A 24,293-nucleotide genomic window follows, 5' to 3' on the forward strand; every position below is an offset into this window, starting at 1 on the left:
GAAACAGCGTCTGAGGAGGGGATTGAGCGTCGTTACGAGACGCGTCGGGTGTCCTTCGCGTAGAGACCGGTTTCCCGAATGATCGGCCGGATCGCGCTGTCGTACGGCTCAGAGAGGGGTGAGCGTGAACCGGTCGAAGTCCGCGGCCCGCCGCGTTCCGCCCAGGTCCTGGGCGCAGACACCGACGAAGGCGCCCGTGAAACGGAGCCGGTCGCCGTAGTCGTCGGAGAGCTTGCTCGCGTCGAGGACCGGGCCCACCCGGGTCCACTCCGTACCGTCGGGCGAGGCGCTCAGGCGCAGTGCGGCGCCGTCGAAGTCGGCCCGGAGGTGGAGCAGCGGCCAGTCCTCGACGGGGAGTTCGCAGTCGGCGGGCTCGGCGTACGCGCCGTCGTCGGACACGGCCAGGCCGAGCACCCGCCCGCGCTCCTCGCAGTGGGTGACCCGCAGGTAGTAGTGGGTGGTGGTGTCGTACCAGCAGATCAGTCCGGCCTGCTGGTCGAAGCGGGTGGGCCGGAAGTCCAGGACGGTGGTGGCCCGGCAGTGGACCGAGGTGAGCCGCTGGGCGACCAGGCTCTGGTCGAAAAGCGAGTGCGGGCTCTGCCGTCCGCGCAGCCGCAGCCAGCCGGGGCGTTCGGTCAGACTGAGCCAGGAGGGGTCGGCGGGCACCCGCAGCGAACTCCAGCGCGGGCCGAGGACGGGCGCGTCGAAGTCGTCGCAGTGGTCGCGCCCGCCGTCCCGGCCCCCGCCGGAGGCGGACGCGGACGGGGAGGCGCCGGATCCCGCGCCGGTACGGGCCGCGCGCGGCGCGGGGACCGACAGCCGGGGCCGGTTGTCGCCGTGCGCGAGGCGCAGCCAGCCGTCGCCGGTCCACTGCACCCGCTGGATACAGGTCTCCCGGCCCAGCACACAGCGCGGCCCCTCGGGCGTGGCGACGGGCCGGGACGCGAGATGGGCGAGGTACCACTCGCCGTCGGGCGTGCTGACCAGCTCTCCGTGGCCGGCCTTGAGCAGCGGCGCGCCGGGGTCGTCCCGGGTGGTCAGCAGCGATCCGGCGGGGTCGAGTTCGTACGGTCCGGTCAGGGCGCGGGAGCGGGCCATCAGGATGCCGTGGTTCCATCCCGTACCGCCCTCGGCGAGCATCAGGTAGTACCAGCCGTCGCGGCGGTAGAGGTTGGGGCCCTCGATCAGCTCGTCGTGGCGCAGGAGAAGGACCGGCTCCCCGGCGAGCGCCCGCGCCCCGGGGTCGTACTCCTGGAGCACGATGCCCGCGAAGGAGGGGCGGCCCGGGCGGTGGTCCCACCGGAGGTTGACCAGCCAGTGGCGGCCGTCCTCGTCGTGGAAGAGCGAGGGGTCGAAGCCGGAGGAGTTGAGGAAGACCGGCTCCGACCAGGGGCCCTCGATCGAGTCGGCGGTGATCAGGTAGTTGTCGACGTCCTTGTACGGGGAGCCGACGGTCCGCACCAGGGAGTAGACCAGCCAGAACCGGCCGCCGTGGTGGGAGAGCGAGGGCGCCCAGACGCCGGCGGAGTCCGCGACGCCGCGCAGGTCGGCGGTGTCACGGCTGTTCAGGAGATGTCCGGCGGGTTCCCAGTGGACGAGGTCGGTGGAGCGGTGCACGGGGACGGCGGGGAACCACTCGAAGGTCGAGGTGGCGAGGTAGTACTCCTGCCCCACGCGCACCACGGTGGGGTCCGGATGGCAGCCGGGGAGTACGGGGTTGTGGAGGTGGTCCGCGGTCATACGGGTCCTGCCTTTCACGCCTTGGGGCGGCTTCGGGACGGTCCGTGTGCCGGGCGGGGGCCGCTCGCGCCGGGCGCCCCGCCGACGCCCGTACCGCCGCGCGGACACGCGCCGCCGCACCGCCGCGACAGGTCTCGGGGAGCGGGCCGTGCTTGCGCGGGAGCCGGGCGGCCCCCGACACTGATCGGGCGGCGGCGGGTTCCTCAATGTAGAAAACGGTTGCTACCCCGGTCAATGAGCCGGACCGGGCGACTCCTTCCTCCTGACTTGATTTTCCCTGTCCAAAGGGGGCGACGAGGTGGGGATCAGTCACTTACGCTGCACAGAAAACGCCTTCTACCGGACCTCCGCACCCGCCCTCGAAGGGACAACTCTCCGTGCCCAGCGACCGCCTCGACCACGCCTGTCTTGACTATGTCGAAAGCCGCGATCCGGGTCAGGGGCGACTCGCCCCCCGGGCCCGGTACCGGTCGGATGCCATGGCCCTGGACCTGGACGGCGCATGGCGCTTCCGGCTCGCGGACTCCCTGCACGACCTGACGCCGGACTTCGAAGCCCCGGACCACGACGACACCGGCTGGGAGAGCCTCCCCGTCCCGTCGAGCTGGCAGATGCGGGACGTCGCCGAGGCACCTCGCTACGGCACCCCCGCCTACACGAACATCGTCTACCCGTTCCCCGTCGACCCGCCGCGGGTGCCCGACGCCAACCCCACCGGTGAGTACCGGCGGGAGTTCACACTGCCGCCGGAGTGGCCGGGCACCGGGCGCGGTGTGCTGCGCTTCGAGGGGGTCGACTCGGCCTTCGCGGTGTTCCTGAACGGCGTCCGGCTAGGCGACGGCAAGGGCAGCCGGCTGCCCACGGAGTTCGACGCGACCGAGGCGCTGCGCCCCGGGCGCAACGTACTCGCCGTACGCGTCCACCAGTGGTCCGCCGGCAGCTATCTGGAGGACCAGGACATGTGGTGGCTGTCCGGGATCTTCCGCTCGGTGGCGCTGCTGCACCGGCCGCAGGACGGTGTGGGGGACCTCTTCGTCCACGCCGACTACGACCGTCTCACCGGCGAGGGCACCCTGCGGGTGGAGGCCGGAGCCACCGGCCGGATCACCGTGCCCGAGCTGGGACTCGACCTCGCGGTCGGCGAGCGGGCCACGGCGCCGGTCGAGCCGTGGACGGCGGAGACGCCCCGGCTGTACGACGCGGAGCTGACCACGGCGGGCGAACGGGTCCGGCTGCGGATCGGTTTCCGTACGGTGACGGTCTCCGGGGGCCTGCTGCGGGTCAACGGCACCCCGCTCCTGCTGCGCGGGGTCAACCGCCACGAGTGGGACCCGGACACCGGCCGCACCCTGACCGTCGAGACGATGCGCCAGGACATCGAGCTGATGAAGCGTCACAACATCAACGCGGTGCGCACCAGCCACTACCCGCCGGACGGCCGCTTCCTCGACCTCTGCGACGAGCTGGGGCTCTGGGTCGTCGACGAGTGCGACCTGGAGACCCACGGCTTCCACCTCAACGACTGGCGCGGCAACCCGAGCGCCGACCCGGCCTGGCGCGAGGCGCTCCTCGACCGGATGCGGCGCATGGTCGAGCGCGACAAGAACCACGCCAGCGTCATCATGTGGTCGCTGGGCAACGAGTCGGGCACCGGGGACAATCTGCGGGCCATGGCCGACTGGTCGCACGAGCGCGACCCGGGCCGTCCGGTGCACTACGAGGGCGACTGGGACAGCGGCTATGTCGACGTCTACAGCCGGATGTACGCGGACCACGCCGAGACCGACCGGATAGGGCGCGGTACGGAGGACCCGACGACCGACCCGGAGCTGGACGAGCACCGCCGCTCGCTCCCCTTCATCCTCTGCGAGTACGGTCACGCGATGGGCAACGGCCCGGGCGGGCTGAGCGAGTACCAGCGCCTGTTCGAACAGCATCCCCGGCTCCAGGGCGGCTTCATCTGGGAGTGGATCGACCACGGCGTCCGCCGCCGTACCCCGGAGGGCGAGGAGTTCTTCGCGTACGGCGGGGACTTCGGCGAGGTCGTCCACGACGGCAACTTCGTGGCCGACGGGCTGGTCTTCCCGGACCGCGCCCCCTCCCCCGGGCTGATCGAGTACAAGAAGGTCGCCGAGCCGGTCACGATCCGGGTGGACACCGCCGCGCGCACGGTGTCGGTGCGCAGCGGACTGGACTTCGCCGACACCGGGCATCTGCGTTTCCACTGGCGGGTGGAGGACGAGGGTGTCCCGGCCGGGCAGGGTGAACTGACCGTGCCGGCCGTCGCGGCGGGCGAATCCACGGTGGTGGGCTGGCCGCGCGAGCTGGGCGAGGCCGCGGACGCCGGGGCGACGGGCGGCGAGCGGTGGCTCACCATCAGCGCGCGGCTGGCCAAGGACGAGCCGTGGGCCCCGGCCGGGCACGAAGTGGCCTGGACGCAGGCGGCGTTGGCGGCCGGGCCGGCGGCGCCCGCGGCGGTGCGGTCCGCGGCGGACGCGGTGGCGCCCCGGGTGGACGGTGCGCGGATCACGCTCGGGGACGGTGTCTTCGACGCGCGCACCGGACGTCTGGTGCGGCTCGGCGCGCTCCCGGTGGAGGGGCCGCGGCTCGATGTGTGGCGCGCGCCCACCGACAACGACCTGCGTGGCTGGCGCGGCTCCGACGCCGAGAGGTGGCGCGCGGCGGGGCTCGACCGGATGGAGCACAAGGTGCTGTCCGTCGAGCCCGGGGAGACCACGCTGACCGTGACGACCCGGGTGGCCGCGGCGGGCGGCGACGCCGCGCTGTCGGCCGTCTACCGCTGGAGCGCCGCGCCGTCCGGCGGGGCCGGCGGCGCGGGGTCGCTGCGGCTGACGCTGGAGGTCCGGCCGGTCGGTGGCTGGGACGTGACGCTGCCGCGTCTGGGGCTGCGCGCCGCCGTACCGGCCGCGCTGTCGGCGGTGAGCTGGTTCGGCGCGGGGCCGCACGAGGCGTACCCGGACACCCGGGCCGCCGCCCGCGTCGGACGGTTCGCCTCGGATGTGGACGGCCTCCAGACGCCGTACCTCTTCCCGCAGGAGAACGGCAGCCGTACCGATGTCCGCTGGGTGCGGCTCGCGCCGGCCGGTGGCGGGACGGGGCTGCGGCTGAGCGGTCCCGCGCCGTTCTCCTTCGCCGCCCGCCCCTGGACGAGCGAGGAGCTCGACGCCGCGGCCCACCCGACGGAGCTGGTACGGGGCGATCTCGTCCACCTCACGCTGGACGCGGCGCGGCAGGGCATCGGCAGCGCCTCGTGCGGTCCCGGTGTGCTGCCCGAGTACCGGCTGTTCGCCGCCCCGACGGTCTTCACCGTCGACTGGGCGGTCGAGGAAGCGTAGGGCCCTGGACAACGACGGTGACCGGCCTCCCTGTCAGGAGGCCGGTCACCGTCGTCGGTCCGCGTGGCGGCGGAGGTCAGCGCTTGATCTCCTTGATGCGGAGCATGCGGGTGATGACCTTGTCCAGCTCGTCGTCCTCGAAGACCTTCTTCCAGTCGTCCTTGACGATCGACTCACGGCCGTAGTCCATGGCGATCAGACAGGCGTCGGAGAACGGGTTGTCGCCCTTGAGGGTGTTGGCGAGCGCGACCTGCGTGTGGCCCAGCAGCATCGCGCGGGCGGCGGGCTCCGGCACGCCGACGGTGTGGACCGTCTCGTGCAGGGCCTCGGTGAGCAGCGCGCCGACCATGCAGGCGATGGTCTCGACCAGGGTCGGCTCCAGCACGGCGAGCTGCTTGACCGTCACCCAGTGCACGTCCACGACGGGCGCGTACATCGTACGGATCACGGCCTCGGCCAGTTCCCGTACGGCCGGGTCGGGGCCCTCGAAGGAGGCGACGACCTCCTGCGGGGCGGCGATGCCGCCGAAGGTGTCCGCGTACTCCTCCTTGGTGGTGCGCTCCAGGAAGACGGACGGGTGGCAGGGGTGGGCGACGGCGTTGTGCACGTCGTCGCGGCGGGTCAGCAGGCCCGCGTAGGCCGCCGCCGGGTCGAGGGTGAGCAGGACGGCGCCCGGCTTCATCAGCGGGACGAGCTGCTCGGAGACGACGCCGAGGACGACGTCCGGCACGGCGAGGATGAGCACGTCGGCCTGCTTGGCGGCCTCGTCGGAGTCGGTCAGCTCGCGTCCGAGTCCGCGGATCAGCTCCTGGCCCTGCGGCGAGTTCTCGGAGAACAGCGTCCGGAAGCCGCTCTTGACGAGGTTGTTGGAGACGCGCTGGCCCATCTTGCCAGCGGCGCCGATGACGGCGACGGTCTTGTTCTCGGTGGCCATTACTTACTCCTCTGAAGGGTGGTGATGCAGTGCCGGGTCCACTGGTCCTCGATCCGGGCCGTGGTCTCGAACCCGTCGTCCTGCCACGGGAGCCAGTGCTCCACGATCTGGTTGATGGACCGCTCGTGCGGCCGTACGGTCTCGACGAGGTGGGCGTGGTCGAGCAGGCCCTCGCCCAGCGGTGCGCCGGCGTAGGTGAAGCCGACCCAGCCGTCCCGGCGGCTGAAGGCGAAGTCCTTGACATGAATGTTGACGACGTACGGGGCCGTGGCCTCGACGACATCCCGGGGGCGCTCCAGACGGGCGACGCAGTTGCCCGGATCGAGCACGACGCCCAGGTGGGGGTCGTCGACGGCGCGGACGACGGTGAGGAGGTCGTCGGTGGAGACCTGTTCGTAGGTCTCCAGGCCGAGGGTGACGCCCCGCTCCGCGTACGCGGGGACGGCGTCCCGCAGCAGCTCCGTGGCCTCGGCGGTGCCGGGGCGGTGGTCGGCCGTGTTCATCATGGAGCGGACAAGGGTGACGCCGAGCCGGCCCGCCAGGTCGAGATAGCGGGCGAGGTGGTCCCGGCCGATGCCGCGGGTGCCGAGTTCCAGGGTGATGTCCAGGTCCTCGGCGGTGGCGCGCAGGTCGGCGAGGCGGGCGTCGTCGAAGGTCTCGATCAGCGGGTAGTCGCAGATCTGGAAGACGTCGCCGCCCAGGTTCCGGGTGTCGTGGAGCATCTCCTCGACGGTCAGGGGGACCGGGGCGCGGGAGGAGATCCGCCAGAAGTAGGCGTAGGTGCTCAGTCCGTAGGCCATTACGCGTCCGCCTTCACGGTCCGGTCGCTCAGCTCGTCGAGGATCTGTTCGACGGCCCGCGGGTCGTGGGCGAAACGCCCGAGGAAGAGGCCGTCGACGCCCTCGCCGAGGGTGCCGAGGAGCCCGGGGCCCGCGCTGCCGCCGTAGATGACCCGGCTTCCGGCGTACGCGGGGCGCTCCCCGAGCCAGGCGGTCAGGGCGGCGCAGACGCGGGTGATGTGGTCCGGCGAGGCGGGGCGGGGTGCGCCGATCGCCCACTGCGGTTCGTACGCCACGACGACCGGGCCGTGTTCCCCGCCCTCGTGCGCGGCGGTGTCGAGGATGCGCGCCAGTTCGGCGACGGTGCGCTCCGCGGCCTCGGCGGGTTCCGCGCGGTCGAGTTCACCGACGCAGAGCACGGGGGTGAGGCCGTTGCGCAGGGCGGCGGCGGTCTTCGCGGCGACGACGGTGTCGCCCTCGCCGAAGAGGCGGCGGCGCTCCGCGTGGCCGACCTCGGCGTAGGAGCAGCCGATCTCCTTGAGGTACGGGCCCGAGACCTCGCCGGTGAACGGCCCCCGGTCGTCGGTGGCGAGGTCCTGGGCGCCGACGGCGACGCCGGTGCCGTCCAGGACGGTGCCGAGCGGGACGATCGCGGGGAAGGCGGGCAGCACGAACACCTCGGTGAGGCCACCGGTGACGGCCGGGTGCCGGGAGGCGATGTCTCCGATGCGGCGGGCCCAGTTGAGGGTCTCGTGATGCCCGAAGTACATCTTGAGGCTCACCCCGAGCAGGGTGGGGGCGGACATCAGGCTGCGGCTTCCTCGTCGGTCTCGTAGTCGTTCATGAGCTGGACCTTGGCGGCGGAGGCGGACGACTCGTCGAAGCGGTAGGTCAGCCACTCGGCGGCCAGCCGGCGGGCGAGTTCGACACCGACGACGCGCTGGCCGAAGGTGAGGACCTGCGCGTTGTTGGAGAGGACGGCGCGCTCGACGGAGAAGGAGTCGTGGGCGGTGACGGCCCGGATCCCCTTGACCTTGTTGGCGGCGATCGCCACGCCGAGTCCGGTGCCGCAGACGAGCAGGGCGCGGTCGGCCTCGCCGCGCGCGACCATCTCGGCGGCGGCGATGGCGATGGTCGGGTAGGCGGTGTGGCCGTCGGCGTCGACACCGACGTCGGTGACCCCGGCGACCAGCTCGCTGTTCTGGAGGTCCTTCTTCAGTATTTCCTTGTAGTCGAAGCCGGCGTCGTCCGAGCCGACGACGATCCGCAGCTTGTCGCTCATGGGGGGGTGCTCCTCGTGGGTGTTCAGCGGTGGTCAGGGCGTGTTCCGCGTTCTCCCGTGGAGGAAGGAGCGGTGCTTGGTGCCTGTGGATCCAAGGCGGAGGAAGGAGGCGACGCGGAGCGTCGTGGACTGACGACAACGCCGGAGACGCTGGTGCCAGGCGCCGCGACGCCGCGGGAGAACGCGGAACACGCCCTGAGGACGCCGTGGACGGCGCGGACGATCAGGGCGAGGGAGTGGGCTCCGGCGTCGGGGGTGCCGAGGGACCGCTCCACGTGCGGGCGGGCCCGGCCGATGCGGGGGACGAGGTCGGCGGTGGCCTTCGCGGCCTGTTCGGCGGCGGTGGCGGCGCGGTCCCAGGCGTCGGCGAGCGCGGCGCCCTCGGCGGTGGCGTCGGTGAGGGTGCGCGCGAACGGGACGAGGACGTCGACCATCGTCTTGTCGCCGACCTCGGCCCCGCCCAGGCGCCGCACGGCGGCGGAGGCTTCCGCGACGCCGTGTGCCACGGTCCGCGCGGTGGGCTTCTCGGTGTCGCCGAGGGCGGTGCCGACGGCGTGCAGCAGGACGCCCCACAGGGCGCCCGAGGTGCCGCCGGCCCGGTCGGACCAGGCATCGGCGGCGGCGTTGACCGTCGTACGGGCGCCGGCGCCCGCGTCCGCGGCGGCGACGGCGGCGAGCCGGGCCGCCTCGGAGCCGCGGCGCATGCCGATGCCGTGGTCGCCGTCGCCGGCGACGGCGTCGATCCGGCCGAGTTCGTCGGCGTGGGCGTCCACGATCTCGCTGACGGCGGTGAGCGCGGCGACCGCGGTGGCCGCGGTGGCGCGGGACTCCTCGGTGGCGGCGGGGATCGCTTCGGCCGGTGCATCGCCGGCCGAAGCCGAGACGGCCTCGGCGGCGGGGGCGGCCTGCGCGGCGGGCGCGCCCTTGCGGTAGGCGGGGGTGTCGGCCCCGGCGGTCCACAGGGCTTCGAGGTCCTCGTCCAGCCAGCAGAGGGTGAGCGAGATGCCCGCCATGTCGAAGCTGGTCACCAGCTCGCCGGCCTCGGGCTCGACGGCCTCGACCCCGGCCTCGGCGAGAAGCTGGGCGACCCGCCGGTAGACGACGAACAGTTCCTCGTACTTGACGGTGCCGAGGCCGTTGAGGATGACGGCGGCGCGTTCGCCGCGCGGCCGCTCGACGCCCTCGGGGAGTTCGGACAGGAGGGTGGAGACCAGCAGTTCGGCGGCCTCGTCGGCCGTCGGTACGTCCTGTTCGCCGATGCCTGGCTCGCCGTGGATGCCCAGGCCGACGGCCATCCGGCCCTCGGCGACGGTGAACAGCGGGCCCTCGGCGCCGGGGAGCGTGCAGCCGCCGAAGGCGATGCCGAAGGAGCGGGTGCGCGCGTTCGCGTGCCGGGCCGCGGCGACGACCTCGTCCAGGGTGCGGCCCTGTTCGGCCGCCGCGGCCGCGGCCTTGAAGACCGGCAGGTCACCGGCTATCCCGCGGCGCTTGTCGCGCTCCTCGGCGCTCGCGCTGGAGATGTCGTCGGTGACGGCGACCGTACGGGTCTCGACGCCCTCGGCGGTGAGCTGCTGGGCCGCCTGTCCGAAGTGCAGCACGTCGCCCGCGTAGTTGCCGTACATGAGGACCACGCCGCCGCCGGCGTGGACGCTCCGCGCGACGGTGCGGACCTGCCGGGCCGACGGCGAGGCGAAGACGTTGCCGACCGCCGCTCCGTGGGCGAGCCCCGGACCCACCAGCCCCGAGAAGGCCGGGTAGTGGCCCGAGCCACCGCCGATGACGACGGCGACCTGGCCGGGCGCGGTCGGCGCGGAGCGTACGACACCCCCGGGGACGGCGCGCACCCAGCGGCGGTGGGCCGCCACGAATCCTTCGAGCGCCTCGTCGGCGAAGGCTTCGGGAGCGTTGAACAGGCGGGTCATGTCAGTGCACCTCAAGAAGCGGCTGGTCCGCGGGGTCGGAGGGGTGGGCGGGCCGGCGCCTGGCGAGTACGACCATCAGGACGGCCGACAGGAGCATGAAGCCGCCGACCACGAACATGGAGAGGGTGTACGAGCCACTGAAGTCCTTGAGCCAGCCCGTGACGTAGCCGGCCGCGAAGCCGCCGATGTTGCCCGCGGTGTTGATGAGGGCGATGCCCGCCGCGGCGGCGGCGCCGGTCAGGAAGCGGGAGGGGATCGACCAGAAGACGGGCAGCGCGGCGAAGATCGCGCACGCCGTCACGGTGATCACGGCGATGGTCGCGGCCGGGGAGTCCATGTAGAGGGCGATCGGGATGGAGACACCGCCGACGACGGCCGGCCCCGCGACGTGCCAGGTCCTGGTGCCGTGCCGGGTGGCGTGCCGGGACCAGAAGAAGAGGACGACGGCGGCCGGCAGGTAGGGGATGGCGGTGATCAGCGCCTTGTCCATCACGCTGAAGGAAGTGCCGAAGCTCTCCTGGAAGCCCTCGATGATCGTGGGCAGGAAGAAGGCGAGCGCGTAGAGGCCGTAGATGAAGCCGAAGTAGACCATCGCGAGGGTCCAGACGCGGCTGCTGCGGAACGCCTCCTTCAGGGCTGCGCGGCCGTGGCTCTCGTCGGCGCCCGTCTTGGCGGCGTTCTCCGTGGCCAGCTCGGCGGTCAGCCACTCCTTCTCCGCGGGGGTGAGCCACTTGGCGTCGGCGGGCCGGTCGATCAGGTAGAACCAGGCGATGACGCCGAGGAGGATCGCGGGGATCGACACGAAGAGGAACATCACGCGCCAGCCCTCAAGGCCGAACAGCCCGTGGTGGCCGATGAGCCAGCCCGCGAGCGGGGCGCCGAAGACGGTGGTGAGCGGCTGGGCCAGGTAGAAGAGCGCGAGCACCTTCGTACGGTGCCGGCTGGGCACCCACTGGCTCAGGAAGAGGATCGCCCCGGGGAAGAAGCCCGCCTCGGCGACGCCGAGCAGGAAGCGCAGCGTGTAGAGCTGCTCACTGCTCTGCACCCAGGTGAAGAGCAGGGAGACGATGCCCCAGGTGACCATGATCCTGGCGAGCCAGCGGCGGGCACCGAAGCGGTGCAGCGCCATGTTGCTGGGGACTTCCAGGATGATGTACCCGATGAAGAAGACCCCGGAGGCGAATCCGAACTGCGCCGCGGTGAGCGCCAGGTCCTGCCCCATACCGTTCGGCTCCGCGAAGGAGACCGCCGTCCGGTCGAGGTAATTCACAAAAAACATCAACGCCACGAACGGGACGAGCCGGATCGAGACCTTCTTGATCGCTGATCGCTCGACGGCGGATGGCGCGGACGGCAACGCGGTGGCACCCATGGTGACTCCCTCGGCAGCGCCGGACAGCTCTGTCCGGACTCGGGTCACAGTCGGCGGGGATCATGGCTGAAACAGAGCGCAGCACCCGCTCCACCGGCTGATGTGTCTTCAACGTAACCCCCAGAAGAAAATTGGTCACCAATTGACCAATGTGGCGAGCGTCACTCTTAAAGTGACGCATGCCACTCTTGACAAGGGGTGGGGCGACTCGGCTACAGGCGGGTTCCGGACACCTTTGAACAGCGGGAACACCCATCTGGTGTACTGGTGACCGTGACCAGTCAGCCTGATCAGCAATCGTCTGCCTCGCCGGATCTCGCCCGGCTTCTGCGTCCTGTCGTGCGCGAGTCGTCGGTGAGCGAGGTCGCCAAGCGGCTTCTCGACCATCTCTCCGCGGGCGACATCAAGCCCGGCACCCGGCTGCCCGCCGAGCGTCAGCTCGCCGAGGCCCTGGGCGTCGCGCGGTCCAGCGTGCGGGGCGCGCTCTCGGCCCTCGACGTGCTCGGGATCATCGAGATCCGCCCCGGCTCCGGCTCGTACGTGCGCGAGGGGACCTCGGAGTTCCTGCCGCGCGCCATCAACTGGGGGCTGATGCTGGGACAGCGGCGCACCCAGGACCTGGTGGAGGTCCGTACGCACATGGAGGGCGTGTCGGCGCGTCTGGCGGCGGAGCGCGCCACCGAGGAGGACGTGGCGCGGCTGGAGGACCATCTGCGGCGGATGCGGGACGCCGGCACGGACGTCGCGGCGTTCATCGACGCGGACATCGCCTTCCACCTGGAGACGGCGAGCATCGCCAGGAACTCGGTGCTGAGCGACATCCTGCACTCCATCCGCGCGCTGCTCCAGGTGTGGATGGAGCGGGTCAGCGATCTGGAGGGGACCGTGAGCGGCACCCTGTGCGAGCATGACGCCGTGCTGGCGGCGATCCGGGCCCATGATCCGGACGCGGCCAACGAGGCGATGGCCGAGCACATGCGGATGGCCAGCGCCCGGCTGCGGGAGTCCATCGGCCCGGCGGACGGCACGGCGGCGCCGAACGTATGAGAGCCGGTCGAAGATCACCCGACAGCCTCTGAGGCGCCGCCCCGTGGCAGGCGGGGCGGCGCTCGGCCGCACCCGGTCACGGCGGCGCGGTCACCGGGTGACGATCACCAGTCGTACGGGTCCCGGGGACCGTTGCCCCGGTGCGGGCCCCGCGCCGGGGCGGGGGGCGGGGTGGGCTCCGGGGCCCTGGCGCCGGGCGCCTCGTCGTACACGGGCGGCCAGACGGGCCGGGACGTGGTGTCGTTCCGTACGGGCTTCCTGCCCGTCGGCTGGTCCCATTCGCCCTCGCCGAGGACGAGGAGGGGGTCGAACATCACCACGACGCCCGCCAGCACCAGGAAGACGACCGGGCCGAGCAGCATCGGGAACATGATCGAGGCCGGTGAACCGCCGCCCGCCGATCCACCGGTGGCGCCCTGCAGATGCACACCGATCGCCGCCATGCCCGTGTAGTGCATCCCGGTCACGGCGACGCCCATCACGAGGCCGGCGCCGAGGCTGGGCAGAAAGCCGTGGATCGACACCGCTGCCCAGAGCGCGGCGGTCGCGGCGACGACGGCGATGACGACCGAGAGCACGACGGTCGTCGCCTCGTAGTCGAACCGTCCGTGCAGTCGCATTCCGGCCATGCCGATGTAGTGCATCGCCGCGACACCGAGGCCGGTGATCGTCCCGGCGGTGGTCAGCGTGGCGCGGGTCGCCCCGCGGTAGCCGACGATGAAGATCCCCACCCCGACCATGACGATCGCCACGACCAGGCTGAGGACGGTCGTCGGCACGTCGTAACTGACCGGCGCCTCCTTGACCTGGAAGCCGATCATGGCGATGAAGTGCATGGTCCAGATGCCCGAACCGATGGAGGTCGCGCCGAGCGCCAGCCAGCCGGGCTTCCAGGACTGCTCGGTCCGCAGCGACCTGGTGGTGCAGCGGAGCCCCAGGGCCCCGCCGAGAACTGCCATGAGATAGGCCGCCACCGGTGTGACGGCGCCGTAGGTGAACCCATCAACGGTGCCCCGCATACGCGATGCGTCCTTCCCCCCGTGAGATATATGTGCAGATAGTGTGTGCTCATGGCGACACTAGGGCCATAAGAGGTGGCGAAAAACATCTCTCCGATCACTTGTTGATAAAGGTGTCCGGCCTACCGAGCGCAGGAGCCGGTACATCGACCGATGTCCGCACTTGTCCCGCGCTCCGGTGGTACGGCCCGGGGTGCGCACCCCGCTCGACGGCGCGTCAGAAACCCTCGGTCCGCAGTCGCGACAGCGCGGCGGCGGTCATCGCCGTGATGCCGGTGGGCAGCGCGGTACGGATGTCCGGGGCGAACTCCGGGGAGTGGTGGGGCGGGAGGGCGGCGAGCTTCTCCTCGGCCGTGCCCGGCGTCCGTGCCCACACCGTCGGCCCGACCACCCCGAACATCCAGTACGCCAGGGCGATCCCCTCCTCTCCGTGCGCGGAGAGGCCCGCGTCCCCGTACAGGGAGAAGTCCTCGGTCGCCATGGACGGCGGCCAGGACGCCACACGCTCGGGGCCGTAGAGGCCCACATGGGCCCGGCGTACGGCGTCGGTGGCGGCCGGGTCGGGATGGGTGACCGGGGAGCGGGAGACGGTGCGGATCTCCGGGTCCCTGGGGCAGCCGGAGGCGGCGCACTCGGCCCGTACGATCCGCTCCACCGAGGCCGTCATCCGGTCGAGTGTGCGCTCGGACAGGGCGCGGACGGTGATGCCGAGCGTCGCCCGGTCGGGGACGAGGTTGCCGGCCGTCCCGGAGTGCAGGGAGCCGACGTTCAGCAGGGCCGGTTCGGTCGGGGCGCACTCGCGGGAGACCACCCCCTGGAGCCGCAGCACCGCCGCGGCGGCGGTGACCAGCGGATCCACCGCGAGGTGCGGGGTGCCCGCGTGGCCGCCCCGGCCGTGGACGACGGCCTCGACACCGGCGCTCCCCGCCAGCATCGGCCCGTAGCCGTGGGCGACCATGCCCGCGGGCAACAGTGCGGTGTGCTGGGCCAGTACGGTGTCGGGCCGCCCGAACCGCTCGTACAGCCCGTCCGTCAGCAGGGCCCGCGCCCCGGCCAGGGTCTCCTCGGCGGGCTGGCCGACGACCACGACGGTGCCGCGCCAGCTCTCCCGGCCCCGGGCCAGCAGGGACGCGGCGCCCGCGACGGCCGCCATGTGCAGATCGTGGCCGCAGGCGTGCGCGACGGGGCCGCTGCTCGTGTACGGCAGGCCGGTCCGTTCGGTGACGGGCAGCGCGTCCAGCTCCGTACGGATCATGACGCGGGGGCCGTCGCCGTTGCGCAGCACCCCCACGACGCCGTGCCCGCCGATGCCGCCCGTCACCGCGTATCCCGCCCGGCGCAGCCACTCGCCCAGCCTGGCCGCCGTACGGCGTTCCTCGCCGGAGAGTTCGGGGTGCTGGTGCAGATCGAGGCAGAACGCGACGGCCGGGCGCAGGACTTCGCGCACTCCGTCCAGGACGGGGGTGTTCTCTCCGGGGTACGCGACGGGGCTCATCCGGCCCATCGTGCGCCACGCCGGCCGCGTACCGCGTGCAGAGCGCTGACACGACCGGTCAGTGGAAGACCGGCCGAGGTGGCAGTGGGTTCGGCTGGAATACGAGGGCACCACGGCGCCGCCGCGGAGCAGCACGGCACAGGACCACCGGGGAACCCCTCGGGGGCCTGGCGCGGACACCAAGGAGTCACCATGGCCGACAAGAACGCCCTCGCCTCGCTCGCCGACGAGATCATGGAGCTGGAGTCGGAGACCTTCGAGATCTCGGACTACTCGGACGCCAGCGAGGTCGTCCTCGCGGGCTCCACGAGCTGCAGCTCGACGTCGACGTGCTCCTCCACCACGAGCACCACGTCCTGCAGCGCCTGATCCAGGCCGCTCCGTGACCGGACGGGCGGCACCCGCGACCTTCCGCGCGGGTGCCGCCCGTCCGTGTGTGTACGCGCCCGCGGTGCGGGCTCAGGGGAAGGGGTGCGGTACGAGACGGATCTCCGGCTCGGTCAGCTCCCGGGTGCGCAGTCCCGCCCGGTGGGCGGCGGTGCGCAGTCTCGGCATGCCCGGGGCCCGTTGGCGCGACCAGCCGAAGTCGATCGGCAGCAGCCCGGGGACGACGGTGGCCACGGTGCACAGCCCCATCCGGCGCTGTTCCGGGGTGGTCTGGTCGACGACGATCACGTCGTGGCCCGCGCGGACGAGTTCGTCGCGGCAGTGTGTCACGTCGTCGAGCAGGTCGCCGGTGCGCGGACGCGGCCCTTCCTCCCAGCTCCGGTAGATCTCGTCCGCCGGCCGGACGGCGGGCGGTTCCAGATAGCCGCGGACGTGCTCGGCCATCCGGGGCAGCCCGTAGAGCTGGGCGTGGTCCTTCAGATGCAGGACCTTCCCGAAGTCGTCGGCCATGGCCTCCAGTTCGGCGCGGCGCTCGGCCACCTGGCGGGGCAGGTGCGGGATGTAGGTGAGCACTTCGGAGAGGGCGCCCACCAGGGCGGCCGTCGGGTCCAGGCCGGCGCCGGCGCCGAAGGAGAAGGTGCCGGGGCCGCCGTCGCGCCGTACCGCGAGACCGGTGACGACGGGTACGGCGAGATCGATCCGGTTGTCGAAGGCGTGGACGTCGTAGCCCTGCGCGGCGGCCCGGTCGATCATGGTGCGTACCGTACGGTCCCGTACCGAGCCGAGGTCGATCTCGGTGAGCGGGGTGGCGCCGTACCAGGCGAGCAGGAAGGCGTCCCGTTCGACGAGTTCGAGGAGACCGCCGAGGATCGCCTCCTCCGGACTGCCGCCGATGGCGCAGCCGTTGGAGCACTCGAAGACGAAGTTGTCGGAGGCGAGGCCCGCGCTGTAGTGGACGAGTCGGGCCGGGACGAGGATCGGGCGGTCGTCGCGCAGCGAGTGGCCCCGGACCCAGGGGATGGGCCTGTCCGGGTCGAAGGGGCTGACCATCGGGTCGTCGCGGTAGGTCTCGGGCGGGTAGAAGCCGCAGTCGGCGGGCGAGAGCGCGGTGTCGCCGAGGTCGCGGTAGGCCGCGACGACGGGGGCGCCTCCGGTGCGCCGGTGGGTGCCCGCGTACCGTTCCAGCCCCTCCAGGAAGGCGAGGTCGCGGCTGGCGTCGAAGCCGTTGGCCTGGCCGCTCCAGGTGACGTCGGTGAGTCCCGCGTAGCCGCGCATGAACACACTGCCCGCGACCGGTGCGGTGGTGGGCGAGGTGACATTCATCCAGGTGCCCGCGCCGAGCACCCCGGAGACGGGGTTGGCGAGCGCGGCCACCGGCATCGGGTAGGCGGAGGCCGGGCGCAGCCGGTAGACGCCGGGGTCGGGTTTGGGCCGGCTCACCAGGGTGAGCGGCGCGCCGTCGGCGTCCGCGTCCCTTCCGGCGGCGCCGGGACCGCAGTGCGGGCAGAGCGGATCGGCGAGCAGGGGGTACGTCCGTATCTCCAGCGTGGCCAGATCCAGCCGCGACACCTGGGGCAGGGACCGGTCGGCGGCGCCGGGCCCCGGCGGATCCACCCGGCCCGTGCGGATCACGGCGCGGTGGAGCGCGTCGACCGCGTCGAGCACGTACGGGGTGAGATCCGGCCAGGGCCCGGCCGCGCGGGTGCCGGAGCCGGTCTCCAGCGCGTCGCGTTCGGTACGGGTGCGCAGCCGCTGCCAGCGCATGGCCAGGCACTGGCCGCAGGCGGGCGCGGTGCCGTCGCCGCCCCAGGGGCCCACCAGCACGTCGCGTGAGGTGAGATGGACGGTGGCGGCGGGGCGGACCGCGGCGAAGGGGTCGCCGCCGCGGTGGCCGAGGACATCGGCGGCGCCCAGCGGCACCACGGTGGGCGCCGCGGCCGGTCCGGCGGCCTGTGGGTGGCGCGCGGCGAGCGCCCGCCGGAGCCGGCGGCACGCCGCCGTCAGGGGGGCACGGTCGTCCGGGGACGGCCGCGCGGGGCCGGTCGAGGTGTCCGCCGTCTCCGCGGTCCCGGCCGTCATGCCGCGTTGCTCCAGCGGAACGTCTTCAGCGCGATCGCCCCGAAGACCACGGTGAACACGGCCAGTCCGCCGCAGCCCAGCGCGATGTCGCCGAGGCCGCCCCGGCCGGTGAGGGCCGCGGACGCCGCGTCGTTGAGATAGCGCAGCGGCAGCACCCGCGAGAATGCCTGGAGCCAGGACGGCATCATGTCGAGCGGCAGGAACGAGCCGGAGACGAAGGCCATCGGCACCATGAGGCAGTTGGCGATGGCCGCGACCGCCTCGGGGGTACGGGCGTACGAGCCGATGACCACGCCGATGGTGAGGAACGCGGTGATGCCGAGCACCAGTACGGGCAGCGCCAGTGGCCACCGGGCGTCCAGTTCCAGACCGAAGAGCGGCGCCATGGCCACCACGACGAACACCGCCGCCTGTACGACGCCCACCCCGAGGGCGAGGACATAGCGGGAGGCCAGGACCGAGGTGAGCGGGGTCGGGGTCATCCGGATCAGCCGGAGCAGATCGTCACGGCGCCACTGCATGAGGGTGAAGGCGACACCGAAGACGGCGGCGTTGGCCACGCCCCAGGACATCACGCCCGGAGCGATGTAGGAGATGTACGGGCGTCCGGTCTCCTCGACCTCCTGGCCCCGGAAGATCAGCCCGAAGACGACCAGGAAGAGCAGCGGGAAGGCGAAGGTGAAGAAGAGGGTGGCCTTGTCCCGGATCTGTGCCCGGTAGCCGGCCCCCGTCAGGCTTGCGTACGCGCTCATCCCTGCTGCTCCGTCGTGTCGGTGTGTGCGGTGTCGGTGGAGGTGTTCGCGGCGCCGGTGTGCGGGGTGCCGGTGAGCCGGAGGTAGACGTCCTCCAGCGTCGCGGTGCGGGTCTGGACGCCGTCCAGGCCGATGCGCGCGTCGACGGCCTGGAGGACCTTGCCCGACGACGCCGTCTCCAGGACCAGGGAGCCTCCCTGCACGGTGACCCGGTCGACCCCCGGGATGCCCGCCGCGTCGTCCGGGGTCATCCGCTCGACGGGGATCATCAGGCGTGTCGGCGCCGCGGTGGCGGTGACCAGGTGGTGCGGGGAGTCCAGGGCGACGACGGAGCCGCCGACGAGGATCGCCACACGGTCGCAGAGCGCCTCGGCCTCGTCCAGGTGGTGAGTGGTGTAGACGATGGTGCGGCCCTCGCTCTTGAGTCCGCGCAGTACCTCCCACAGGTCGCGGCGGGCCTGCGGGTCCAGCGCGGCGGTGGGTTCGTCCAGGAAGATCACCTCGGGTCCGTGGACCAGGGCGGACGCGATGGCGAGGCGCTGGCGCTGCCCGCCGGACAGGTCCTCGACGCGTACGTCGCGCCGGTCGGTCAGCCCGACCGTCTCCAGGGTGCGGTCGGCGTCCTCCCGTCCGGCGCCGTACAGGGCGGCGACGGTACGGAGGTGTTCGCGGGCGGTCTGCCGTACGAAGAAGGCCGACGACTGGGTCTGCACCCCCAGCCGGGGCAGCAGGGTGACGTCCCGGGGCCAGGGAGCCCGGCCGAGCACCGAGACGGTGCCCGAGTCCGGACGGCGCAGGCCCTCCATGATCTCGACCAGGGTGGTCTTCCCCGCGCCGTTGGGGCCGAGGAGCCCGAAGAACTCCCCGCGTCCGACCTCCAGGGAGACCCCGTCCACGGCCTGGTGGCCGCCGTATCGTTTGCGTATCTCCTCGACGACGATCGCCGGATCGGCGGCTGACTCGTGCGGCACGGACGCCATGGTCCTGGCCTCGCTCATGTGGTTCTGCGCCCCTCTGGGGTTGTGGATCAGTGAACTGGAAGGAGGACGAGCCCTGTTGTCAGGGCCGCCAGGACGAGAGCGACGAGCAGGACCGATCCCACGGCATAGCCGAGGTAGAGGGTCCTGGCCCGGCGCGGATACGCGGCGGCGTCCGGTCCGCCCCGCAGACGCAGCCGCAGATAGCGTCCGCTCTCCGGGGCGAGTGACGAGACGCGCAGCGCGTGGCCGAGCATCGTGTAGCCGTCGAGCGGAGGCAGTGGGAGGAAGTTGACGAGTGCCTGGACGCTGCCGAGCAGCAGCAGCCCCGACAGGACGCGACGGGTCGCGTCTCCCGGCTCCAGCGCCGTCCACCAGGCGAGGAACGGCAGCAGGAACAGGAGATTGGCGAAGGCGCCGGCGCCCGCGACGGCGAGCTGGTGCCGACGGCGGCGCAGATAGCGGTAGTTGTCGACGGTGCAGTACATGACGGCCATCGGCAGCCGCCAGCGTACCCCGATCTCACCGACGGTCCCGCCGTGGTGGCGGGCGGCGACCCCGTGGGCCAGTTCGTGGGCCGCGGTGGAGAGCCAGAGCAGGGTGAGGACGGCCACCAGCGCGACGGGCTGCCTGACCAGCCACCAGGTGTCCCGGGCGAGTTCGGGCAGATGGGCGGCGAGCAGGACCTCCATCGCCACCGTCAGGGCGGCGAGCGGGAGCAGGACGGGGGTGCGCAGCGCGGGGCGCAGCAGCCGGTGCAGCCGGGTGGTGGTGGCGTGGGCGTCGGCGACCAGCCGCAGGGTGCCGCGCAGCAGGGTCCCCTCGAAGGGCCCCCGGGCGGGGGGTTCCGGCGTCGGCCGGGGCGGCCCTCCGGCCAGCAGGCCCCGGACGCCGAGCAGGTGGAGGAGGCGCTGCCAGTGCGGTGCGGCCAGCCGTCTGCCGTACGTCCGGGCGTACTCCTCGCCGATCTCCGCGAGGCTGCGCACCCCGTCGAGCCGGGAGATCAGGAAGTACTCCTTCTCCCCGACCTCGAACGACGCGCCCGCCGCCGGTTCCTTGATGAGGTGCACGGTGGCGGCGCCGTGCAGCAGCGCGGGGCTGAGGAGGATGTCCGGTCTCAACGCCGGCCGGTGCGAGAGGAGTTCTCCCGGGGGCGTGCTCATCGGGCCGCCGCCCGGTGGCCGGCGCCGGGAGCGGCGCCGGGGGCCGCCTCCTCGCGCAGGACCCGGCCGAGGACGTGCGACAGATACGCCTCGTCGCGGATGGTGACATGGAGCCGGTTGTTGGTCATGTGCATGTACGGGGAGAGCAGCAGCGGCAGGGCGACGGCGGGGTCCGTCACCCGTTCGTCCCGTGCGCCGTCCCAGGAGCGGAACACCAGCTCGCCACCGACCGCCAACTCCTCTGCCCGGCCGCGCAGTTCGAGGCAGTGTGCGGCCCAGCCGCGCAGCAGGACGGGCAGCCGCTCCAGTTCGCCCGTCCGCACGGCCCGCCGGATACCGGTGAAGCGGCGGGCGAGCCCGGGGGCCAGCTCCGCGTAGTTGCGGTCGTACTCCTTCGAGCCGATGAAGCCGGTGCCGGGGAACGCGGTGTGCCAGAACTCGTAGTAGCGGTCGAGGTAGGCGCCGAGTTCGTCCCGTTCGGGCAGGAAGGCGCCGGCCATGACCATCATCAACTGGGCGGCGGTGCCGAGCAGTACGGTGCGCAAGTGCAGGTTCATGGTGCGAAATGCGTCCATGACCAGGGTGCTGGAGTGGGCGAAGTGCCATTCGGCCAGTTCGATCCCGGCGGGGCCGCCGTACTTGCCGTACTCGGGCTCGTACGGTTCGTGGGAGAAGGAGTTGTTGGGGCGCAGATTCATGCGGCCGTCGGCGTCCATGAACGCGCCGCGGTCGCCTTCCGGGAACTCGATCTCGAACAGGGTGTTGTAGAACTCGTTGAGGAAGCCGGAGTCCACCTCGTAGAGCGCGGGCCGCGTGCGCAGGAAGCCGCTGACGGCCTCCTCGGCCCGGCGGACGACCTCGGGGGTCGCGGCCGCGTCGGCGGGCTTGAGCCGCAGCCTGACGTGCGGGCCCTCCAGCCAGTAGTTGATGAAGAAGTGCCCGGCGAGCAGGCCGTCGGCGGTCAGCTCCGTCACCAGGGGCTGCACGCATCTCACCAGCAGGGGCTGCGGGTTGGCCGCGTAGAAGATGTGGAGGGCCTGCCAGTCGCCCGAAGGGCCGGCGCCGGGGAGGACGGGGGTCAGCTCTGGCATGTCGGTGCGCCCTTGGTCGGTCGGTCCGGAGACGGGACCGGGTGCGAAATCCCGGTCGTGGCCGCGCTCGTCATCGTGGTCGTGTTCGTGTTCGTGGTGAAGGTTTCGACGGCCAGTTCCGCGACGTGGTGTCCGCGTGCCGAGCGGACATGCAGTCCGTCCTCGGAGGGCAGCATCTCGCGCAGGACGATCCGGTCGTCCGGGTGGTCCGGCAGCGCCTCGAAGGCGGTGAGCGAGAGGATGCTGTCGAAGTCCACGTACTGCGGTTTGGCGCCCGCGCCGCCCCGGGGGCCGCCGGACACCGTCGCGAAGACCCGGTCGGGCAGTGCGTGGGCGCGCCGCCAGCGCTGCCAGGCCAGGAACCGGTCCTGATCCGCCGCCCCGGCCCCGGAGCCGGTGCCGGGACGGCGTACGGGCAGTGCGCCGGCCGTGGTCGTCCAGCTCCGGCGGCTGAGGACGACCTCGCCGTGCACCACCCGGGGACGCGAGGTGACACCGTCACGCACCGCGCCCTCGGGGACACCGCCCCACATGTCCAGGGGCGCCATCGAGGTCGGCGACATCAGCAGCAGGGTGCGCGGTATCTCGGGCAGGGCGAGCGGCACGAGATAGCCGAGGTACACCGGGATCACCTCGCGGCCGAGCCGCGCCGAGCGCAGGACCAGCCGGTCCGTGGCGGTGTCGTGCTCGACGTACAGGTCGTCGAGGTGGATACGGCGCTCCACGGGCACGGAGCTGGACTCGCCGGGGCAGACGATCTGGTGGCCGGTGAGCGGGCTGTGCAGATTGAGGTTGCTGGTGACCGCTCCCCCGGTGATCTCGGCCAGCACGGCGCCCTCGGGGGTGACGGCGGAGGCGGTGTCGCGCAGCGCCGCGGAGAAGGTGCCCGGCCGCCCTTCCTCGTCGGGGGTGTCGTAGACGTGGGTGAACCGGCTGAAGGGAAAGGAGAGCCCGCCGTAGGAGCGGTTGAGCACGATCAGCGGCGCGCCGTCCCGCTCGGACCGCGCGAGTTGAAGATGGTGGCACTGGGGTACGAAGTCGCCCGCGACCGGCGCGAGTTCGTCCGCGACAAGGGCGAGGTCCCGCTCCCCGAGCCGGATCTCCTCCGCGGTGTCACCGCCCCGGTCCCACGCCTGCCGCATCCGCTCGGTGAACTCCCGCCGGGCCGCGTCGAGGGCGCGGATCCCGGACAGGCCGAGCCAGTTCTCCTCCGGGACATAGGCGCCCCGGTCGTCGAACGGACGTCTCCTGGCGGAGAACGAGAGGTACTGGTCGAAGAAGTCCTCGTGGAAGTCGTGGACGAGCCCCAGGAGGTCGTCGCACCGGCCGCCGGCGCCGTAGCGCGCCAGAAAGAAGCCCTTGAACGTGATGCGCTGCGGGAGCGTCAGGTCGAAGGCGGGCAGGATCCGTTCGACGGAGCGCAGGGCCCCGCCGCCCGGTCCGGTCCAGGCGTCGAGTCCGCAGGTGAGGTCGCGGCCCGCGCTGACGTCCTCGTACAGCAGGGTCTGCGGCAGGGTGGCGGCCTCGCCGCCGCTGAGCCCGCGCTGCGCGGCGCGCAGTCCGGTACGCAGCTCCCTCAGCAGCTCCCCCCGCCCGGCCCGGTCGGCCGCGGGGAAGCGGTCGATGGCGCGCAGGGGGCCTTCGAGCGCGGCGGCGAGCCCGTCGGCCCAGGGGCGTCCGAGGGCGGTCAGGGAGTTCCGGAAGGACCGCAGCGGATCGGGGCTGTGCACATCGGTGTCCAGACACGGCACCCGGACCATCCCGAGCTGGAGCAGCGCGGCCACATAGGTCTCGCAGTGCGCGGGCTCGGCACCGTGCTCGGTACGGAGCCGGTCGACCAGGTCGCGGTAGCGCGGTTCGGCGCCGCCGTCGAAGAGGCCGAGCAGCCTGTCCAGGGTGCCGCTGCGGCGCAGGAAGAAGAGCCGGTCCTTCACCGCGTCGAAGGTGACGGCCGCCGAGTCGTCGCCCGTGGTGATCCACTGGCGTACGTACCTGACCCGGTCGCCGTCGCGTTCCCAGCCCGAGGCCAGCCGTACGGGCAGATCGCCCCGCCGCCGCGGGTCGGCGAGGACGAGTTCGGCGAACCGCGCCAGCACGACGACATTGAGCCGGACATGGCTCGTCCACCGCTCACCGAGGTGGACGGCGGCCGGGTCGTGCGACGGCTCGTCCCCGTCGTCGTCCGCGTCGTCGGCGCCGTCGGACGTACCGGCGGCGAACGTACCGGCGGCGACGGCGGTGAAGGTGCTGAAGGGGCTGGTCTTGCACGCCGTCCGGTAGAGGTACGAGAGCACCGACCGCTCGATCTTGCGCATCCGCCGGTCGGGAACCGCGCCGCTCCCCGACTGCGCCAGATACCCGTCGAGCTGCCCTTCCAGGGTCGGGGAGGCCAGCTGGAGGCCGTGGCGGAGCCGGTCCTCGGCGAGCAGCCCGCGCAGCGCGGCGCGCGTCCTGGCGAGGTCCGCGGTGAGCAGCGGCGCGCCCTCGGTCCGCAGCTTCTCCAGCAGACGGCGGTCCCGCAGCCATTCCGCGGTCGGTTCCACCGCGTCCGGGTCGAGCGCGCCGACCAGGCGCAGGGCGGCCTCGGGGTCGGCCGGCAGCCGGTTGTTGAAGATCTGGCGGCGCAGTGCGAGCAGGCGCCGGCGGTGTGCCGCGCCCTCCCCGTCCGGGTCGGTGCCGGTGGTCCCCACCAGGGCGTGGAGGAGGTCGCCGAGCGCGGCGCCCCTGCCTCGCAGCCGCTCCTCGGCCTCCAGGACCTCGTCCGCCCAGCGGCGGCTGTCCACGCAGCGCAGCGCGCGGACGGATTCGACCGGCAGTCCCGCGACGCGCAGCATGAAGCGGCGTCCGGGTTGCCAGGTGGTGGTAGGCGGCGGGCGTGTGTCCGTGCCGGGTGTCATG

General features: G+C 72.6%; 18 protein-coding genes. 3 read left to right on the forward strand and 15 right to left on the reverse strand.

Features of this window, described 5'->3' with window-relative positions; translation table 11 throughout:
- Nucleotides 1-108: 108 nt before the first annotated feature.
- Complete coding sequence (locus ACIQ7D_RS28885) at nt 109-1,740, reverse strand: glycoside hydrolase family 43 protein (protein ID WP_403942418.1); 1,632 nt, start codon at nt 1,738-1,740, stop codon at nt 109-111.
- Nucleotides 1,741-2,117: 377 nt separating this feature from the next.
- Between ACIQ7D_RS28885 and ACIQ7D_RS28890 the strand changes: the two genes are divergently transcribed.
- Nucleotides 2,118-5,096, forward strand: coding sequence for a glycoside hydrolase family 2 TIM barrel-domain containing protein (locus ACIQ7D_RS28890; RefSeq protein ID WP_403942420.1), 2,979 nt, complete (start codon nt 2,118-2,120; stop codon nt 5,094-5,096).
- Nucleotides 5,097-5,172: 76 nt separating this feature from the next.
- On the opposite strand, the gene ACIQ7D_RS28895 is transcribed toward ACIQ7D_RS28890, so the two are convergent.
- From ACIQ7D_RS28895 to ACIQ7D_RS28920, 6 genes are read right to left on the reverse strand one after another with little or no spacing between them, the layout of a single operon-like run.
- Entirely contained in the window at nt 5,173-6,030 is an 858-nt protein-coding gene (locus tag ACIQ7D_RS28895) for a phosphogluconate dehydrogenase C-terminal domain-containing protein (RefSeq protein ID WP_403942422.1), read from the reverse strand.
- The gene (locus tag ACIQ7D_RS28900; protein ID WP_403942424.1) at nt 6,030-6,830 is read right to left on the reverse strand and encodes a sugar phosphate isomerase/epimerase family protein; all 801 of its coding nucleotides are present in this window, start codon (nt 6,828-6,830) and stop codon (nt 6,030-6,032) included. Before ACIQ7D_RS28900 ends, ACIQ7D_RS28895 begins: the two co-directional genes overlap by 1 nt.
- Nucleotides 6,830-7,615, reverse strand: coding sequence for a triose-phosphate isomerase family protein (locus ACIQ7D_RS28905; RefSeq protein ID WP_403942426.1), 786 nt, complete (start codon nt 7,613-7,615; stop codon nt 6,830-6,832). The genes ACIQ7D_RS28900 and ACIQ7D_RS28905 overlap by 1 nt, the downstream gene beginning before the upstream one ends.
- Complete coding sequence (locus tag ACIQ7D_RS28910) at nt 7,615-8,091, reverse strand: ribose-5-phosphate isomerase (RefSeq protein ID WP_403942428.1); 477 nt, start codon at nt 8,089-8,091, stop codon at nt 7,615-7,617. Before ACIQ7D_RS28910 ends, ACIQ7D_RS28905 begins: the two co-directional genes overlap by 1 nt.
- 23 nt (nt 8,092-8,114) lie before the next feature.
- Nucleotides 8,115-10,013 (reverse strand): dihydroxyacetone kinase family protein, encoded by a 1,899-nt coding sequence (locus ACIQ7D_RS28915; RefSeq protein WP_403942430.1) that lies wholly within the window; start codon nt 10,011-10,013, stop codon nt 8,115-8,117.
- Between the two features lies 1 nt (nt 10,014).
- Nucleotides 10,015-11,385: an MFS transporter gene (locus tag ACIQ7D_RS28920; protein WP_403942432.1), complete on the reverse strand. Its 1,371-nt coding sequence runs from the start codon at nt 11,383-11,385 to the stop codon at nt 10,015-10,017.
- A gap of 267 nt (nt 11,386-11,652) precedes the next feature.
- Between ACIQ7D_RS28920 and ACIQ7D_RS28925 the strand changes: the two genes are divergently transcribed.
- On the forward strand, nt 11,653-12,432 hold the full coding sequence (locus tag ACIQ7D_RS28925) for a FadR/GntR family transcriptional regulator (RefSeq protein WP_403942434.1): 780 nt from the start codon (nt 11,653-11,655) through the stop codon (nt 12,430-12,432).
- 104 nt (nt 12,433-12,536) lie between these two features.
- Here ACIQ7D_RS28925 and ACIQ7D_RS28930 read toward each other — a convergent pair whose 3' ends face one another.
- Both ACIQ7D_RS28930 and ACIQ7D_RS28935 read right to left on the reverse strand, forming a co-directional pair.
- Nucleotides 12,537-13,451: an MHYT domain-containing protein gene (locus ACIQ7D_RS28930; RefSeq protein WP_403942436.1), complete on the reverse strand. Its 915-nt coding sequence runs from the start codon at nt 13,449-13,451 to the stop codon at nt 12,537-12,539.
- 217 nt (nt 13,452-13,668) lie between these two features.
- The gene (locus tag ACIQ7D_RS28935; protein ID WP_403942438.1) at nt 13,669-14,946 is read right to left on the reverse strand and encodes an amidohydrolase; all 1,278 of its coding nucleotides are present in this window, start codon (nt 14,944-14,946) and stop codon (nt 13,669-13,671) included.
- Between the two features lie 192 nt (nt 14,947-15,138).
- Between ACIQ7D_RS28935 and ACIQ7D_RS28940 the strand changes: the two genes are divergently transcribed.
- Nucleotides 15,139-15,315, forward strand: coding sequence for a thiazolylpeptide-type bacteriocin (locus ACIQ7D_RS28940; RefSeq protein WP_399298319.1), 177 nt, complete (start codon nt 15,139-15,141; stop codon nt 15,313-15,315).
- A gap of 90 nt (nt 15,316-15,405) precedes the next feature.
- On the opposite strand, the gene ACIQ7D_RS28945 is transcribed toward ACIQ7D_RS28940, so the two are convergent.
- From ACIQ7D_RS28945 to ACIQ7D_RS28970, 6 genes are read right to left on the reverse strand one after another with little or no spacing between them, the layout of a single operon-like run.
- Nucleotides 15,406-17,412, reverse strand: coding sequence for a TOMM precursor leader peptide-binding protein (locus ACIQ7D_RS28945; protein WP_403942440.1), 2,007 nt, complete (start codon nt 17,410-17,412; stop codon nt 15,406-15,408).
- A complete protein-coding gene (locus ACIQ7D_RS28950) occupies nt 17,409-18,164 on the reverse strand; it encodes an ABC transporter permease (protein ID WP_403942443.1) in 756 nt (251 codons plus the stop codon). Before ACIQ7D_RS28950 ends, ACIQ7D_RS28945 begins: the two co-directional genes overlap by 4 nt.
- Complete coding sequence (locus ACIQ7D_RS28955) at nt 18,161-19,144, reverse strand: ATP-binding cassette domain-containing protein (RefSeq protein WP_403942514.1); 984 nt, start codon at nt 19,142-19,144, stop codon at nt 18,161-18,163. The genes ACIQ7D_RS28950 and ACIQ7D_RS28955 overlap by 4 nt, the downstream gene beginning before the upstream one ends.
- 47 nt (nt 19,145-19,191) lie before the next feature.
- Nucleotides 19,192-20,304: a peptidase M50 gene (locus tag ACIQ7D_RS28960; protein ID WP_403942446.1), complete on the reverse strand. Its 1,113-nt coding sequence runs from the start codon at nt 20,302-20,304 to the stop codon at nt 19,192-19,194.
- Nucleotides 20,301-21,395 carry a lantibiotic dehydratase C-terminal domain-containing protein gene (locus tag ACIQ7D_RS28965; RefSeq protein WP_403942448.1) on the reverse strand — a complete coding sequence of 365 codons (1,095 nt, stop codon included), beginning with the start codon at nt 21,393-21,395 and terminating at the stop codon, nt 20,301-20,303. Before ACIQ7D_RS28965 ends, ACIQ7D_RS28960 begins: the two co-directional genes overlap by 4 nt.
- A complete protein-coding gene (locus tag ACIQ7D_RS28970) occupies nt 21,383-24,292 on the reverse strand; it encodes a lantibiotic dehydratase (RefSeq protein ID WP_403942450.1) in 2,910 nt (969 codons plus the stop codon). The genes ACIQ7D_RS28965 and ACIQ7D_RS28970 overlap by 13 nt, the downstream gene beginning before the upstream one ends.
- Nucleotide 24,293: the final 1 nt, after the last annotated feature.

The sequence above is a fragment of the Streptomyces sp. NPDC096310 genome (assembly GCF_044763125.1).
Classification (GTDB): domain Bacteria; phylum Actinomycetota; class Actinomycetes; order Streptomycetales; family Streptomycetaceae; genus Streptomyces.